Annotated in this window: 10 protein-coding genes; 6 read left to right on the top strand and 4 right to left on the bottom strand. The window is 70.6% G+C overall.

What is annotated here, in order from left to right; genetic code table 11:
* Positions 1 to 80 precede the first annotated feature (80 nt).
* Together leuS and EV186_RS05695 are read right to left on the bottom strand one after the other, a co-directional pair.
* Positions 81 to 2,909, bottom strand: coding sequence for a leucine--tRNA ligase (leuS, locus tag EV186_RS05700; RefSeq protein ID WP_133847984.1), 2,829 nt, complete (start codon positions 2,907 to 2,909; stop codon positions 81 to 83).
* 166 nt (positions 2,910 to 3,075) lie between these two features.
* A complete protein-coding gene (locus tag EV186_RS05695; protein ID WP_133847983.1) occupies positions 3,076 to 4,218 on the bottom strand; it encodes an esterase-like activity of phytase family protein in 1,143 nt (380 codons plus the stop codon).
* A 65-nt stretch (positions 4,219 to 4,283) separates the two neighbouring features.
* Here EV186_RS05695 and EV186_RS05690 point away from each other — a divergent pair, with 65 nt between their 5' ends.
* Complete coding sequence (locus EV186_RS05690; protein ID WP_133847982.1) at positions 4,284 to 4,694, top strand: SdpI family protein; 411 nt, start codon at positions 4,284 to 4,286, stop codon at positions 4,692 to 4,694.
* On the opposite strand, the gene EV186_RS05685 is transcribed toward EV186_RS05690, so the two are convergent.
* On the bottom strand, positions 4,691 to 5,290 hold the full coding sequence (locus tag EV186_RS05685; RefSeq protein WP_279538276.1) for a YqgE/AlgH family protein: 600 nt from the start codon (positions 5,288 to 5,290) through the stop codon (positions 4,691 to 4,693). The genes EV186_RS05690 and EV186_RS05685 overlap by 4 nt on opposite strands.
* A 403-nt stretch (positions 5,291 to 5,693) precedes the next feature.
* Here EV186_RS05685 and EV186_RS05680 point away from each other — a divergent pair, with 403 nt between their 5' ends.
* Positions 5,694 to 6,929 (top strand): MFS transporter, encoded by a 1,236-nt coding sequence (locus EV186_RS05680; protein ID WP_133848792.1) that lies wholly within the window; start codon positions 5,694 to 5,696, stop codon positions 6,927 to 6,929.
* Here the strand turns inward: EV186_RS05680 and EV186_RS05675 are convergent.
* Entirely contained in the window at positions 6,909 to 8,375 is a 1,467-nt protein-coding gene (locus tag EV186_RS05675) for a CCA tRNA nucleotidyltransferase (protein WP_133848791.1), read from the bottom strand. The genes EV186_RS05680 and EV186_RS05675 overlap by 21 nt on opposite strands.
* Positions 8,376 to 8,477: 102 nt before the next feature.
* Between EV186_RS05675 and EV186_RS05670 the strand changes: the two genes are divergently transcribed.
* The 4 genes from EV186_RS05670 (at position 8,478) to EV186_RS05655 (ending at position 14,661) form a co-directional block, all read left to right on the top strand.
* Positions 8,478 to 9,020, top strand: coding sequence for an NUDIX hydrolase (locus EV186_RS05670; protein ID WP_133847980.1), 543 nt, complete (start codon positions 8,478 to 8,480; stop codon positions 9,018 to 9,020).
* Positions 9,021 to 9,024: 4 nt separating this feature from the next.
* A complete protein-coding gene (locus EV186_RS05665; protein WP_133847979.1) occupies positions 9,025 to 11,181 on the top strand; it encodes a DUF6049 family protein in 2,157 nt (718 codons plus the stop codon).
* Between the two features lie 71 nt (positions 11,182 to 11,252).
* A complete protein-coding gene (gene murJ / locus EV186_RS05660) occupies positions 11,253 to 12,998 on the top strand; it encodes a murein biosynthesis integral membrane protein MurJ (RefSeq protein ID WP_133847978.1) in 1,746 nt (581 codons plus the stop codon).
* Between the two features lie 82 nt (positions 12,999 to 13,080).
* Positions 13,081 to 14,661: a protein kinase family protein gene (locus EV186_RS05655; protein WP_243753828.1), complete on the top strand. Its 1,581-nt coding sequence runs from the start codon at positions 13,081 to 13,083 to the stop codon at positions 14,659 to 14,661.
* Positions 14,662 to 14,667: the final 6 nt, after the last annotated feature.

The raw sequence follows: 14,667 nt of genomic DNA, 5'->3' as shown, positions 1-14,667 counted from the left end.
CGCGGCCGCCGGAGCGGATCGGCGCGCGGGTGGAGGTGCGGGGTGGAGATCGCGCTCCACCCCGCACCCCCGATGCCCTGCTACAGGACGATGTTGACCAGGCGGCCGGGAACCACGATGACCTTCTTCGGGGTGGCGCCGTTGATCAACGCCGTCACCTTGTCGTCGGCCATGGCCAGGTCGTGGACCTGCTCGCGGGACGCGTCGGCCGGGACGGTGATGCGGGCGCGGACCTTGCCGTTGACCTGGATCGGGTACTCGACCGTGTCGTCGACCAGGTAGCGCTCGTCGGCCGCCGGGAAGGGGCCGTGGGCCAGCGAGCCCTCGTGGCCCAGCTTGGTCCACAGCTCTTCGGCCACGTGCGGGCACAGCGGCGCCAGCATCAGCACCATCGGCTCGACCACGGCGCGGGGTGACTTGCCCGGGCCGTAGTGCTTGGTCAGGTGGTTGTTCAGCTCGATCAACTTCGCGCCGGCCGTGTTGTAGCGCAGGTTCGCGTAGTCCTCGTGCACGCCCGCGATCGCCTTGTGCAGCGCCCGCAGGGTTTCCTCGTCCGGTTGCGCGTCGGTGACCACGACCGCGCCGGTGTCCTCGTCGATCACGTTGCGCCACAGGCGTTGCAGGAACCGGTGGGCGCCGATGACGTCCTTGGTCGCCCACGGGCGCGAGACGTCCATGGGACCCATCGACATCTCGTAGAACCGGAACGTGTCGGCGCCGTAGCGCTCGCACATCTCGTCCGGCGTCACGACGTTGCGCTCGGTCTTGCCCATCTTCCCGTACTGGCGGAAGACCTCTTCGCCGTTCCAGAAGAACTTGCCGTCGCGCTCTTCCACCTCTTCGGCGGGCACGAACACGTCGCGGCTGTCCTTGTAGGCGTAGGCCTGGACGTAACCCTGGTTGAACAGCCGGCGGTACGGCTCGTCGCCGCTGACGTGGCCCAGGTCGAACAGGACCTTCTGCCAGAACCGGGCGTACAGCAGGTGCAGCACCGCGTGCTCGACGCCGCCGATGTACAGGTCGACGCCACCCGGGTCGTTCGCGCCGTGCTCGGCCGGGCGCGGGCCCAGCCAGTACTGCTCGTTCTCCGGCTCGCAGAACCGCTCGGTGTCGGTCGGGTCGACGTAGCGCAGCTGGTACCAGCACGAACCGGCCCAGTTGGGCATCGTGTTGGTGTCGCGGCGGTAGGTCTTCTTGCCCTCGCCCAGGTCCAGCTCGACCTCGACCCAGTCGTCCGCGCGGGACAGCGGCGGCAGCGGCTCGGTGTCGGCGTCCATCGGGTCGTAGGTGCGCGGCGAGTAGTCGTCCACCTCGGGCAGCTCGACCGGCAGCATCTCCTCCGGCACGGCGATCGCGGTGCCGTGCTCGTCGTAGACGATCGGGAACGGCTCGCCCCAGTAGCGCTGGCGGGAGAACAGCCAATCGCGCAGCTTGTACTGGATGGTGCCGCGGCCGCAGCCGTGCTCCTCCAGCCACGCGATGATCGTCTTCTTGGCCTCGTCGACGTCCATGCCGTCCAGGAAGCCCGAGTTGATCGCGGGCCCCTCGCCGGTGAACGCCTCACCCTCGAAGCCCTCGGTCGGCTGGACGGTGCGGATGATGTCCAGGCCGAACATCTTCGCGAAGTCCCAGTCGCGCTGGTCTTGGCCGGGCACCGCCATGATCGCGCCGGTGCCGTAGCCCATCAGCACGTAGTCGGCGACGAACACCGGGATCTTCTTGCCGTTGACCGGGTTCTCGGCGAACGCACCGGTGAAGACGCCGGTCTTCTCCTTGTTCTCCTGGCGGTCCAGCTCCGACTTCATCGACGCGGCCAGCCGGTACGCGGCGATCGCCTCGGCCGGGGTGTCGGCACCGCCGGTCCACCGCTTGTCCACAGTGGACGGCCAACGCTCCGTGGCGATCGCGTCCACCAGCGGGTGCTCCGGCGCCACGACGACGTAGGTCGCACCGAACACGGTGTCGGGCCGGGTGGTGAAGACCTCGATGCCCTCGTTGCCGACGGTGAACGTGATGCGCGCACCGTGCGAGCGCCCGATCCAGTTGCGCTGCATGGACTTGACCTTCTCGGGCCAGTCCAGCCGGTCCAGGTCGTCGATCAGCCGGTCGGCGTACGCGGTGATCCGCATCATCCACTGGCGCAGGTTCTTGCGGAACACGGGGAAGTTGCCGCGCTCGGACTTGCCGTCCGCGGTGACCTCCTCGTTGGAGATCACGGTGCCCAGGCCCGGCACCCAGTTCACCGGGGCGTCGGACAGGTAGGCCAGCCGGTACTCCCGCAGGACGTCCTCGCGCTCGGCCGGGGTCAGGTCGTCCCACATGTGGCCGTTGGGGGTCGCGCGCTCCCCGGAGGCGAACTCGGCGACCAGCTCGTCGATCGGCCGGGCCTTCCGTATGCGCGTGTCGTACCAGGAGTTGAAGATCTGCAGGAAGATCCACTGCGTCCAGCGGTAGTAGCCGGGGTCGATGGTGGCGATCCGGCGCCGGTCGTCGTGGCCCAGCCCCAGCGCCCGCAGCTGGCGCAGGTAGTTGGCGATGTTGTCCTCGGTGGTCTTGCGCGGGTGCTGCCCGGTGCGCACGGCGTACTGCTCGGCGGGCAGGCCGAACGCGTCGAAGCCCATGGTGTGCAGGACGTTGCGCCCGTTCATCCGGTGGTAGCGGGCGAAGACGTCCGTGCCGATGTAGCCCAGCGGGTGCCCGACGTGCAGGCCCGCGCCCGACGGGTACGGGAACATGTCCTGCACGAACAGCTTGTCCTCGGGGACGTCGCCCTTCAGCGGACCGACCGGGTTCGGCGCGTGGTAGGTGCCGTTGCTCTCCCAGTAGTCCTGCCAGCGCTTCTCGATCCCGTTGGCCAGCTGCGCGGTGTAGCGGTAGCCCGGTACCGCCTCTTCCGTGCCCTCGCTCATCGCCTTTTCCCCTCCATGCGGTTCACCTGCGCCAAGAATGACGAAACCCCCCAGCCCGATGGGCATGAGGGGTTGCCGCGCTCACCAGCTAACTGGTCAACGCGGCCGACTAAGGAGCAGGCGTGCCGTGCTCATGCATACAAGGGTACAACACGCCCGCTACCGTTCAGTCGCGTACCGCCAGGGCGATGACCTGCGTGACCTCGGTGGCCGCGAAGTTGTCGTCGCTGATCAGGATCAACGTGCGCTCGCCGGAGGGCAGCCGTGGGCCCCAGGTCATCCCCTCCACGTTGTCCACAGTGGACAGCGGGTAGTCGGCCAGGTCGGCGACGAGGCGCTTGCTGACCGGCTTGAAGTGCTTGCCCGCCAACGTGTCGTAGTCCTTGACGTTCGTGGCGCCCTTTGTGTCGATCTCGAAGATCTGGATCCGGTAGCCGACGCCGACGGCGAACCCGCGCTCCATCATCAGGTACCGGGTCGGGTCGAGCGGGTCGACCGCGAGCATGGCCGACACCCCGGTGATCGAGAAGGCGGTCGGCGGCACCGGGTTCGCGAAGAGCGGCTCCTGCGGGTAGGCGTACTGCGCGAGCACCGCGCCGCCACGGGTCTGCACCGTCATCCGGCTGAGCGTGCCGTGCTCGGTCGTCGCGTTCGGCGCGTCCTGCAGCAGCGGGCCCTCGACCTCGCTGACCACCAGCGACCCACCCGCGGCATAGGTGAGGCCTTCGAGGGAGAAGTTGTCCTGCGGGCCGCGGTGCTCCGCCGTGATCCGCTCGTCGGCGGGCAGCGGGAGGGTCCGCACGTACGAGCCGTCACGGCGCACGACGCCGACCGACGGCTGGACCAGCACCGGCGCCTTGCCGTCGGCGACCGTGCGCTGCCCTTCCTGGCTCCACAGGTAGTTCCCGGTCCACGGGTCGACCCGCAGGTCCTCGGGGTCGATCGTGCCCGTCGTCGCCGTCACCGGCGGGTAGGTGCTGCCGTCCGCGCGCAGCAGCGGGTGGGTGGACGTGAACGTCACCGGGCCGACGCCGTGCTCGTCCACCGGGATCGACGCGGTGTAGAAGCGGGCGGGCTGCAGGGCGGACCGGTCGTCGCAGATGATCACGTACTGGCCGGTGCGCGGGTCGCGGTCGATGCCGGACAGGCCGCCCACCGTCGTGCCTTGGTAGTCCAGGGCGTGCGGGACCACGCTCTCGCCGAGGAACCGGGCGGAGAGCTGGTGGCCGGGGTGGGCCTCGGCGGCCGGCGCGAACAGGCAGGCCGCACAGGCAGCGGCGGCGACGGCGGTGGCTAAACGGCTTCGCATGAGGTGCAGCACATCCGATCGGGGTGTCCGGGGATTGGCCGGCAGGCGGCGCTTACGCTAACCCTGTGGCTGCCGTCGCTGTCGTGCCTGTGGTTATCGGCCTGTTGATCGCTGTTGTCGGGTTTCTCGGGTTGACCGAGCGCCTGCCGCGCAACCGGTTCGGTGGCGTGCGCACGGACGCGACGATGCGCTCCGACGAGACCTTCCGGGTGGCCAACAAGGTCGCCGGGCTCCCGCTGCTGGTCGCGGGCCTGGTCGGCGTCCTCGGCGGCGTCGCCGGGTTCTTCATGCCGAACGCGGTGGGCACGCTGGTCGCCGCCGTGATCGGGTTGGTCGGCCTGCTGGCCATCGCCACGGGCGGCGGGGTGCTCGGGCACCGGGCCGCCGCGGCCGTGCCGGACGAGAAGCCCGAGCCGGAAGTGCCTGCCGGCTGCGCGGGCTGCCAGTGCGGGACCTGCGCCTTCGCGAAGGCTTAGTTGTTCTTGACGTCCACGGGGTGTGTGGCCAGCAAGGCCAACGGCATGCCCTGACGACGCAGAACGCGCGCCCACAAGTCCTCGGACGGCGACGCCAGCACGTCGCTGGGCAGGGCCGGGACCACGATCCAGTCGCCGCGGTCGATCTCGCCGGCCAGCTGGTCGACGTCCCAGCCCGAGTAGCCGGCGAATACCCGCATCCCGCGGAACCGGGACACCAGCGTGTCCGGGTCGGAGTCGAGGTCGACGAGCGCGACCGGGCCACGCACGCCGATCACGCCGGCCATCGCCGAGACGTCCTCACCCGTGCGCATCGCGGCCAGGCACAACGCCGTCTTCGGATCGACCGGTCCACCGACGAACACGGCGCTCGGTTCGGTGACGTGCGGGCCCCACGCGGGCAGCACGTCATCCACTGACACCTCGCTCGGGCGGTTCAGCACCACGCCGAGCGTGCCCTCGCCGCGATGGTCGATGACGTAGACCACCGTCCGGCGGAAGTTGGAGTCGAGCAACCCAGGTGACGCGACGAGGAGCGTCCCTGGCTCGACATCAGCGTCCGGTCGCACCTGGACATGATCCCATCCACGAGTCACGAGCCGGTAAGACCGCCCGGGAACAATCCCCGACCCGCCTCCGTTGGACGAGGTAGCCAAAGCGCCACCGTGTCCCCCGGGCTCAAACTGAATCGCCTTTGTGGAATACCGTCCGGCTGGAGCCACACTGCGCACCCCGCCGAGAGGCGACCGGGCGCTTTGGTCGAGCACAACTCGGGGCGACCCGTGCTCGCAGACCACGCGAGCATGGGTCGTTCCGCGTTTGCAGCGGGGACACCCCGCACCCCGAGTGCCGGCAAACCCCTCGAGCTCTCCGGAGTTCGGGGGGTTTGCCTTATACGGCCGGTACCGCACGGCCGTACGCTGTGTGCTCGTGAACACCGTGGCCGGCACGCCCGCCGTTACGCCCGACACCCGCATCGGGGCGCGCAAACTGCTGGCCATGGCCGGGTTCCGGCGGCTGCTGCTGTCGCGGTTCGCCTCGCAGTGGGGCGACGGCCTCTTCCAGATCGGCCTCGCCGGCGCGGTGATCTTCAACCCCGAGCGCCAGCCCGACGCGATCGCGATCGCCGAGGCGTTCACGGCGTTGCTGCTGCCGTATTCGCTCGTCGGGCCGTTCGCTGGAGCCTTGCTCGACCGCTGGGACCGGCGGCGGGTGCTGGTCGTGGCCAACCTCGTGCGCGGGGTCATGGTCGTCGTCTCGGCGTTCGCCATGGCGACCGGCGCGTCCAGCACGACGCTGTCGTTGCTGGCGCTGGTCGTGATCGGGATCAGCCGGTTCGTCGGCTCGGGGCTCTCCGCGTCGCTCCCGCACGTGGTCCCGTTGACCAACCTGGTCGAGGCCAACGCCCTGGCCACCACGCTCGGCTCGGTCGTCACCGTGATCGGCGCGGGCTGCGGGGTCGTGCTCGGCGGGGTCTACGGCACCGGCGACCTCGGCTCGGGCCTGACCACGGGCACCGCCGTGGTCGGCTCGATCCTCGCCGCGTGGCTGGCCGGCCGGTTCGTCGCGGGCGCGCTGGGGCCCGACGAGGTGAGCGAACCCGCCGCGGCCGCGCTCGCCGTGCTGCGTGGGCTGCTCGACGGCGCGCGGGCCGCGTGGCGTGCGCCCGCGGTGACCGCCGGGTTCATTGCGTTGATCATGCACCGGGCCGCGTTCAGCGCATCGCTGCTGATCACGGTGCTGCTGATGCGGTACTACTTCCACGACAGCGGGCCGCTGCGGGCCGGGTTGCCGGGGCTCGGCGAGGTCGCGGCGTTCGGCGCGGCCGGCATCCTGCTGGCCGGCCTGACCACCGCCCGCGTCGTCACGTGGCTGGGTCGGAACACGGCCGTCGCGACCGCGCTCGTGCTCGCGATGGCCACCCAGCTGGGGCTCGGGCTGCCGATGACGTTGCCCTCGGTGCTCGGCGCGGCGTTCCTGCTGACCTACGCCGGCCAGGTGATCAAGCTCTGCGTGGACGCCTCCGTGCAGCGTGACATCGGCGACGACGCCCGCGGCCGGGTGTTCGCGCTCTACGACACGTTGTTCAACATGACGTCGGTGATCGCGGCCGCCGTGTGCGCCGCGTTCATCCCCGCGAACGGCCACTCGGTCACGATGGTGCTCGCCGCGGCGGGGCTGTACGTGATCGGGCTGGCCGGCTACTTCGGGGTGCTACGCCTCCGGCGCGCCTAGGCCCTGGGCTTTCGCCCATGACAGCAGCGCGGCAACCGCGTCCTCGTGCGCCATCGGGCCGTTGTCCAGGCGCAGTTCCTTGAGGTGCTGCCACGCCTTGCCGACCATCGGGCCCGGCGGGATGCCGAGGATCTTCATGATCTCGTTGCCGTCGAGGTCCGGACGGACCTTGGCCAGGTCCTCCTCCTCGGCGAGCCGGGCGATCCGCTCCTCGAGGTCGTCGTAGCTGCGCTGCAACGCCGCCGCCTTGCGCTTGTTGCGCGTCGTGCAGTCGGCGCGGACCAGCTTGTTCAGCCGGGGCAGCAGGTCACCGGCGTCGGTGACGTAGCGGCGGACGGCCGAATCGGTCCACTCGCCCTTGCCGTAGCCGTGGAACCGCAGGTGCAGGTACACGAGGTTGGCGACATCCTCGACGATCTCCTTCGAGTACCGGAGTTCGCGCAAACGCTTGCGGGCCATCTTGGCGCCGACCACCTCGTGGTGGTGGAAGCTCACGCCACCACCCGGGGTGAACCGGCGGGTGCGCGGCTTGCCGATGTCGTGCAACAGCGCGGCGATGCGCAGCACGAGATCCGGCGACTCGTCCGGCTCCTCCAGGTCGATCGCCTGCTCCAGCACCACCAGGGAGTGCTGGTAGACGTCCTTGTGCTGGTGGTGCTCGTCGATCTCCAGGCGCATCGCGGGCAGCTCGGGCAGCACGTGCTCGGCGATCCCGCTCTCCACCAGCAGCTCGATGCCCAGCCGCGGCTGCGCGCCGCAGAGCAGCTTGGAGATCTCCATCTGCACGCGTTCGGCCGTGATCCGGGTGATCTCGCCGGCCATCTCGGTCATCGCCGTGCGCACCCGGGGGGCCAGGGTGAAGCCGAGCTGGCTGGCGAACCGGGCCGCCCGCATCATCCGCAGCGGGTCGTCGGCGAACGACTCCTCCGGGGTCGCGGGCGTGTCGAGCAGGCGCTGGGCCAGCGCCTGCATCCCGCCGTACGGGTCGACGAACGTCTTCGAGGCCAGGTCGACGGCCATGGCGTTGACCGAGAAGTCCCGGCGAACCAGGTCGGCTTCGAGCGAGTCGCCGAACTGGACCTCCGGGTTGCGGGTCACCCGGTCGTAGGAGTCCGCGCGGAACGTCGTGATCTCGACCGTGGTCCCGCGCCGCGCCGCGCCGACCGTGCCGAACGCGATCCCGGTGTCCCAGATCGCGTCCGCCCAGCCCTTCACCAGCTCCATGATCTGCTGGGGGCGGGCGTCGGTGGTGAAGTCGAGATCGCTGGAAAGCCGGCCCAGCAGGGCGTCCCGGACACTGCCGCCCACCAGGTAGAGCTGGTGACCGGCGGCGGCGAACCGCGCGGCGAGCTCGTCGGCGATCGGGGCGATCCGGACGAGTTCCACCACGGCATTGCGCTGGGCCGTCTCTTGGGCGGCCTGCTGAGCTGCCTGCTGGGCGGTCACCCCGTCATCCCCTGACGTCACTTCACCTGGCACGGCCGACCAGCGTAACCGCGATACGCCGGGCGCCCACGCCCGGCCGGTGATCGCACTACGATCGTTGGTGTGCCCCCGTCGTCCGGACGATCGAGTCGAGGCCGGCCCGGCCGCCGATCCCGACGGCGTGGTCGGCGGTTGCCGACGGTCGACGAGACGTCGGCGGGTGGTTTGGTCCTCGACGCCGACCTGGGCACCCACGCCGCGTTGATCGGCCGGCTGGACCGCCGCGGCCGCCTGCTGTGGTCGTTGCCCAAGGGCCACATCGAGGGCACCGAGACCGCCGCGGAGACCGCGATCCGCGAGGTCAAGGAGGAAACCGGCATCACGGCGATCGTCGACGTCCCGCTCGGGACGATCGACTACTGGTTCGTCGCCGAGGACCGGCGGGTGCACAAGACCGTGCACCACTTCCTGCTGATCGCGCAGGACCACGAGCTCTCCGACGAGGACGTGGAAGTCACCGAGGTGGCGTGGGTCCCGCTCACCGAACTGGAGAGCCGGCTGGCGTATGCCGACGAGCGCCGTCTGGTCCGCAAGGCCAAGCAACTACTCTCCGACCGGGCAGGAGACGACCCTGCCGAGAGTGGACACCGGTCGGGACGGGGCTGAGGACGTGAAGAGCAGGGCGGGGCGGTTGGTGCTCCTGCTGTGCGCGGGAGCGTTCGCTGTGCTCGGCGCCCCCTCGCCCGCGTTGGCCCAGCCCCAGCCGCAGGACCCGATCCGGTTGCGGCTCACGATCGGTGAGTTGAGCCCGCGGGTGATCACCTCCGGGTCCAGTTCGCTGACCGTGACCGGCAAGATCACCAACATCGGCGACCGGCGCATCGACGACCTGCAGGTCCGCGTGCAGCGCGGCCAGCCGGAGACCTCCGAGCAGCAGATGCGTGAGGCGCTGGGTCACAACCAGCCGACCGAGGCCGGCCAGTCCGCGTTCACGCCGGTCGCGCCCGCGCTGCAGCCCGGCCAGTCGGCGAACCTGACCATCACGGTGCCGATCACCGGCCAGGACGGCACTGGCCTGGGCATCGACCAGCCGGGCGTCTACCCGCTGCTGGTCAACATCAACGGCAAGCCCGAGTTCGGCGGCACCGCGCGCCTGGCCACGTCCGGCCTGCTGCTGCCGGTGCTCGGAGTGCCCGGCAAGAACACCAAGGCGCCGTCGCGGCCCAGCAAGGTGTCCCTGCTCTGGCCGCTGATCGACGACTACCCGCGGGTCGTGCGGACCGAGGGCGACAAGGTGGTCCTCTCCGACGACGCCCTCGCCACCTCGCTGGCCGCCGGCGGCCGCCTCTACGAGCTGCTCGGTCAGCTGGACTCGGCCACGTCGACCGATCCGGACCTGCAGTCCTCGGTGTGCGTGGCCATCGACCCCGACCTGGTGGAGACCGCCCGGGCGATGGCCGGTGGGTACCTGGTCGCCGGCAAGGACGGGCGGACCCATCAGGGGACGGGCGCGACGGCCGCGGACATCTGGGTGGACCGGTTGCGGTCGCTGGTGACCGGCAACCAGTGCGTGCTCGCGCTGCCGTACGCCGACGTCGACCTCGCCGCGTTGTCGCGTGCGGGTGCGGTCGACATCGAGCAGCTCGCCCTGTCCGGCTCGGCCGTGGTGCAGGGGATCCTCGGGGTGACCCCGCAACCCGGCCTGTACTGGCCCGACCGCGGCACGCTCGACCAGCGCACGCTCGCCGACCTGGCGGCGAACGGCCCGGTGACGGTGCTCGCCGACCCCGCCAAGGTGCAGCGCTCCAGCGGACCGGCGCCGTGGACGGTGGGGGCCACGGGTTCGTCCACCACGGCCGTGCCGGTGGACGGCCTGCTCGGCAGCGCGCTCACCAACCGCACGTCCGTGCAGGACGCCCTGGCCGTGCTGGCCTACCGCACGCTGTTCGACGGCACCGGCGGTGATCACCTGTTGATCGCCCCGCCGCGCCACTGGGCGATGCCGGCGAACGAGCTCGAGGTGTGGCTGGACCAGCTGGGCTCGTGGTTCGCCGGCTCCTTCGCCGAGCCCGAGTCACTGGCCGACCTCGTGCACGGCCCGGCCGGCGGCACCGCCGCCGGACTCGAGTACAGCCCGGCGGACCAGGCGGCGGAGATCCCGCGCTCGGTGACGAAGGAACTGGTGCGGGTCGACAACACCCAGCGCGACCTGGTCAACGCCATGCACGAGGACCCGGCGAGCAAGGTGGTGCCGGGCAGCCTGATCCAGCCGCTGAAGTTCGGCCTCGTGCGGGCCACCTCGACCGGCTGGCGCGGGCACGTCGCCATGGCCAAGGCGCGGGTCGCGGGCGTGCGCACGCAGCTCAGCGGCATGATCGGCAAGGTCAGCGTGCAGGCGCCGGGCCCGCCGATCTCGCTCGGCTCGCAGAACGCGCCGCTGCCGGTGATCGTCACCAACCGGCTCCCGGTCGCCATGGCCGTGCAGATCAAGCTGAGCGACGTGCCCGGCCTGCAGGCCGCGCCCGTGCCGGTGCGCATGGTGCCCGCGGGCAGCAACGTCACCGTGTTCGCGGAGAGCAAGGTGCTGCGGTCGGGCCGGTTCACCGTCGACGTGTCGTTGTCCACACCCAGCGGGGACACCGTGCTGGGCAGCACGGCGCGGCTCGAACTGAACTCCACCTCGTACGGCACCATCACGATCGTGGTCACGGGTATTGCCGGCGGTGCGCTGGTCCTGCTGTCCGGCAGGCGGATCTACCGGCGTATCCGCACCGCCCGTGCGGGCGCGGCCACCGCGCCTGAACCCCAGGGTGAGGCACGCCGGTGACCCAACCCCCGGAGCGGGGGAGGCAGCGGCCGAGACCAGGCGCGCGGCCCCGCCGTCCCGTACAAGCGCAGATGCCGCCTCCGGGCCGGCGTCCGCTGCCGCCCCAGCAACCACCGCCACCAGTGCCGCCGCGGCCTTCACCGTCATCTCCGCCACCGCCACCGCCACCTCGGCGGCGCCCCGAACCCGCACCCGAACCGAAGCCGCGGTCGGCACCCCAGCAGCCTTCGCTGGCCAAGGCCAGCGGGTCGATGGCGATCGCCACGCTGGTCAGCCGGATCACCGGGTTCCTCTGGAAGATCCTGCTGGCCGCGGCCCTCGGCCTGGCCGCGGAGAACGGCGCGTTCACCGTCGCCAACACGCTGCCCAACATCATCTACGAGCTCCTGCTCGGTGGCGTGCTGTCCAGTGTCGTGGTGCCGCTGCTGGTGCGCGCGCAGGACGACCCGGACGGCGGCGACGGCTACACCGACCGGCTGTTGACCGTCGGCATGGTCATGCTTGGGATCACCACGGTCATCGCCGTCGCGGCGGCCCCGTTCTTCACATGGCTGTTCATCGACAACACCGGCAAGTCCAACCCCGACCTCGCCACCGCGTTCGCCTACCTGCTGCTGCCGGAGATCTTCTTCTACGGCCTGTTCGCGCTGCTGCAGGCCGTGCTGAACGCCAAGCACGTCTTCGGTCCGGGGGCTTGGGCGCCGGTGCTGAACAACGTCGTGGTCTGCGTGACGATCGTCCTGTACATGGTCATGCCCGGGAAGCTGTCGATCGACCCGGTCGAGATGGGCAACGCGAAGCTGCTCACGCTCGGCCTCGGCACCACCCTCGGCATCGCGATCCAGGCCCTGGTCCTGATTCCGCCGCTGCTTCGCTCCGGCTACCGCTTCCGCTGGCACTGGGGCCTGGACGACCGGCTGCGCGAGTTCGGCGGACTGGCCGCGTGGATGCTGCTCTACGTCGCGGTCAGCCAGGTCGGCCTGGTCATCGGCACCCGGGTCATGACGGCGGGCGACCCCGGCGGCCCGGCGATCTACGCCAACGCGTGGTTGCTGCTCCAGCTGCCCTACGGCGTGATCGGCGTGTCCCTGCTCACCGCGATCCTGCCGAGGATGAGCAAGGCCGCGGCCGACAACGACATCCCGCGCCTGGTCGACGACCTGTCGCTGAGCAGCCGGTTGTCCACGGTTCTGCTCGGCCCGATGAGCGCCGCGCTGTCCGTCGCCGGGGTGTCCATCGGGCTTGCGCTGTTCTCCCTGGGGCACGCCAAGCCGGAAGAGGCGGCCACCCTGGGCCTGTCGCTGGGCGCGAGTGCGTTCGGGTTGTTGCCGTACGCACTGGTCATGCTCCAGATGCGGGTGTTCTACGCGATGAAGGACTCGCGCACCCCGACGTTGATCATGATCTTGATGACGGCGGTGAAGGTGCCGCTGCTCTTCATGTGCCAGGCGTCGCTGGCCGACCGGGACGTCGTGGTCGGCGTGATGATGGTCAACTCGCTGACCTACGTGGTGGGCGCGGTCGCCGGGCAGATGTGGCTCTGGGTGCGCCTGGGCAACCTGCAGACGAAGCGGGTGCTGCGCACGCTGCTGGTCACCGTCGTCGCCAGCGGGATCGCCTGCGCGGTCGAGTTCGGGTTGATGAAGCTCATCGGACCCGTGTTCGCGGGCTTCGGCACCCTCGCGGGGGCCTGGGCGAAGTTGATCGTCCAGGGGATCGTCGTGCTCGTGATCGCGTTCGGCGCGCTCGCGTTGTTCCGAGTGGAGGAACTGCGTCCGGCGACCCGCCGAATCACCCGGTTGGTTCGCCGGGGTTAGCCCGCACAGCCCGCGTCACCTCGCGGTTTCCCGTAACCTTGGTGAGACTAAGTGGCCGGGGACACGACGCGGAGAGAGTGCGGTGACGACGAGGCGGGTCGACCACCCAGGTGCCCACACCGGGCGGGCGCAGGCGCGCCCCGGTGTGCGGGCGCGGGGCGGCACGCTGTTGCCCGGCGGCGTTGTCGGTGACGGCCGCTACCGGCTGCTCGCCCAGTTCGGCGTCGACCAGCGCGGTGCGGCCCACCTGTGGCGGGCCCGCGACGGGCAGCTGCGCCGCGATGTCGCGTTGACGATCATCATCGGCGATCCCAGCGACACCAAGTCCGTGCAGGACGCCCGCAAGACCCTCGACCGGGCGGCGCACGCGGCCCGCTTCTCGCACCCCGCGGTCTCCCGCGTGCTCGACGTGCTCACGCTGGGCAACGGCGTCACCGCCAACGAGGGCGTGCTCGGCATGGTCGTCGCCGACTGGTCCCAGGGCACCGACCTGATCGACCTGATCGCCGAGCACCCGCTGCCGCCCGCCACCGCGATCCGGCTGCTCGAGCCGCTGGCCACCGCCGTCGAGCAGGCACACCACCAGGGCCTCGTGCTCGGCGTCGACCACCCGCAGCGGATCCGGGTCGGTGGCGACGGCATGCTCCGCCTCGCCTTCCCCGGCCCGCTGCCCGACTCGTCGCTGCGCGACGACGTCAAGGGCCTCGGCGCGATCCTGTACCTGCTGCTCACCGGCCGGTGGTCGCTGCCGGGCGGGCCCGAGGGCATCCCGCAGGCGCCGGTCGGCCCGGACGGTCACATCCTCCCGCCGCACGCGGTGATGCCCGCCGTGCCCGGCGACCTGTCGATGGCGTCCGTGCGCAGCATCGAGGACACGTCGATCGGCGGCATCCGTACCTCAGCCGCCCTCATGAACGTGTTGCAGCAGGTCAGCGCGGCCGAGACGGCGACCGAGCTGATGCAGCCGATCGAGGACGAGGAAGACGACGACGGCACCATCTGGACCACGCGCAGGCCGGTCCAGGACGCCGATCGGCGCAAGAAGCTCGCCATCGGCGTCACCCTGCTCGCCGTGGCGACCGTCGGCATCCTCGCCTGGCTCGGCATGCAGCTGATCAGCTTCTTCAGCGACGACAGCGGCCCGACCGGCGGCCCGACCGCCGTGGTCAACCAGCAGACCCAGAACACGCCGACCTCGCACAAGCCCGCGCCGCCCAAGCCGGCCGGCCCGGTCCAGCCCGGCTCGCTCACCGAGTACAACATCGCCGAGGGCCCGGACAACCCGGCCAAGGTGAGCCGCGCGGTCGACGGCGACCCGGGCAGCGGCTGGAAGACGTCGATCTACAAGCAGCAGCTGCCGACGTTCAAGCCGGGCATCGGCCTGCTGGCCCAGTTCACCGAGCCGGTCAAGCTGGCGCAGATCACCATCGACTCGCCGAGCGAGGGCACGGTGGTGGAGATCCGCACCGCCGACTCCAGCCAACCGCAGTTCGACCAGACCAAGCTGATCACCACCGTCACGCTGAAGAACGGCCACAACGAGATCAACCTGCCGGCGGGCACGCAGGCGCAGAACGTGATCGTCTGGCTGACCAAGCTGTCGGAAACCGACAAGGGGTTCGTTTCCGAGCTGACCGAGGTGGCCTTCCACCGCGCCGGTTAGTGGGCG

The organism is Labedaea rhizosphaerae (assembly GCF_004362825.1).
GTDB classification, from domain to species: domain Bacteria; phylum Actinomycetota; class Actinomycetes; order Mycobacteriales; family Pseudonocardiaceae; genus Labedaea; species Labedaea rhizosphaerae.
The sequence above is the reverse complement of the archived record's forward strand: the minus strand, read 5'-3'. Positions and strand labels throughout refer to the sequence as shown.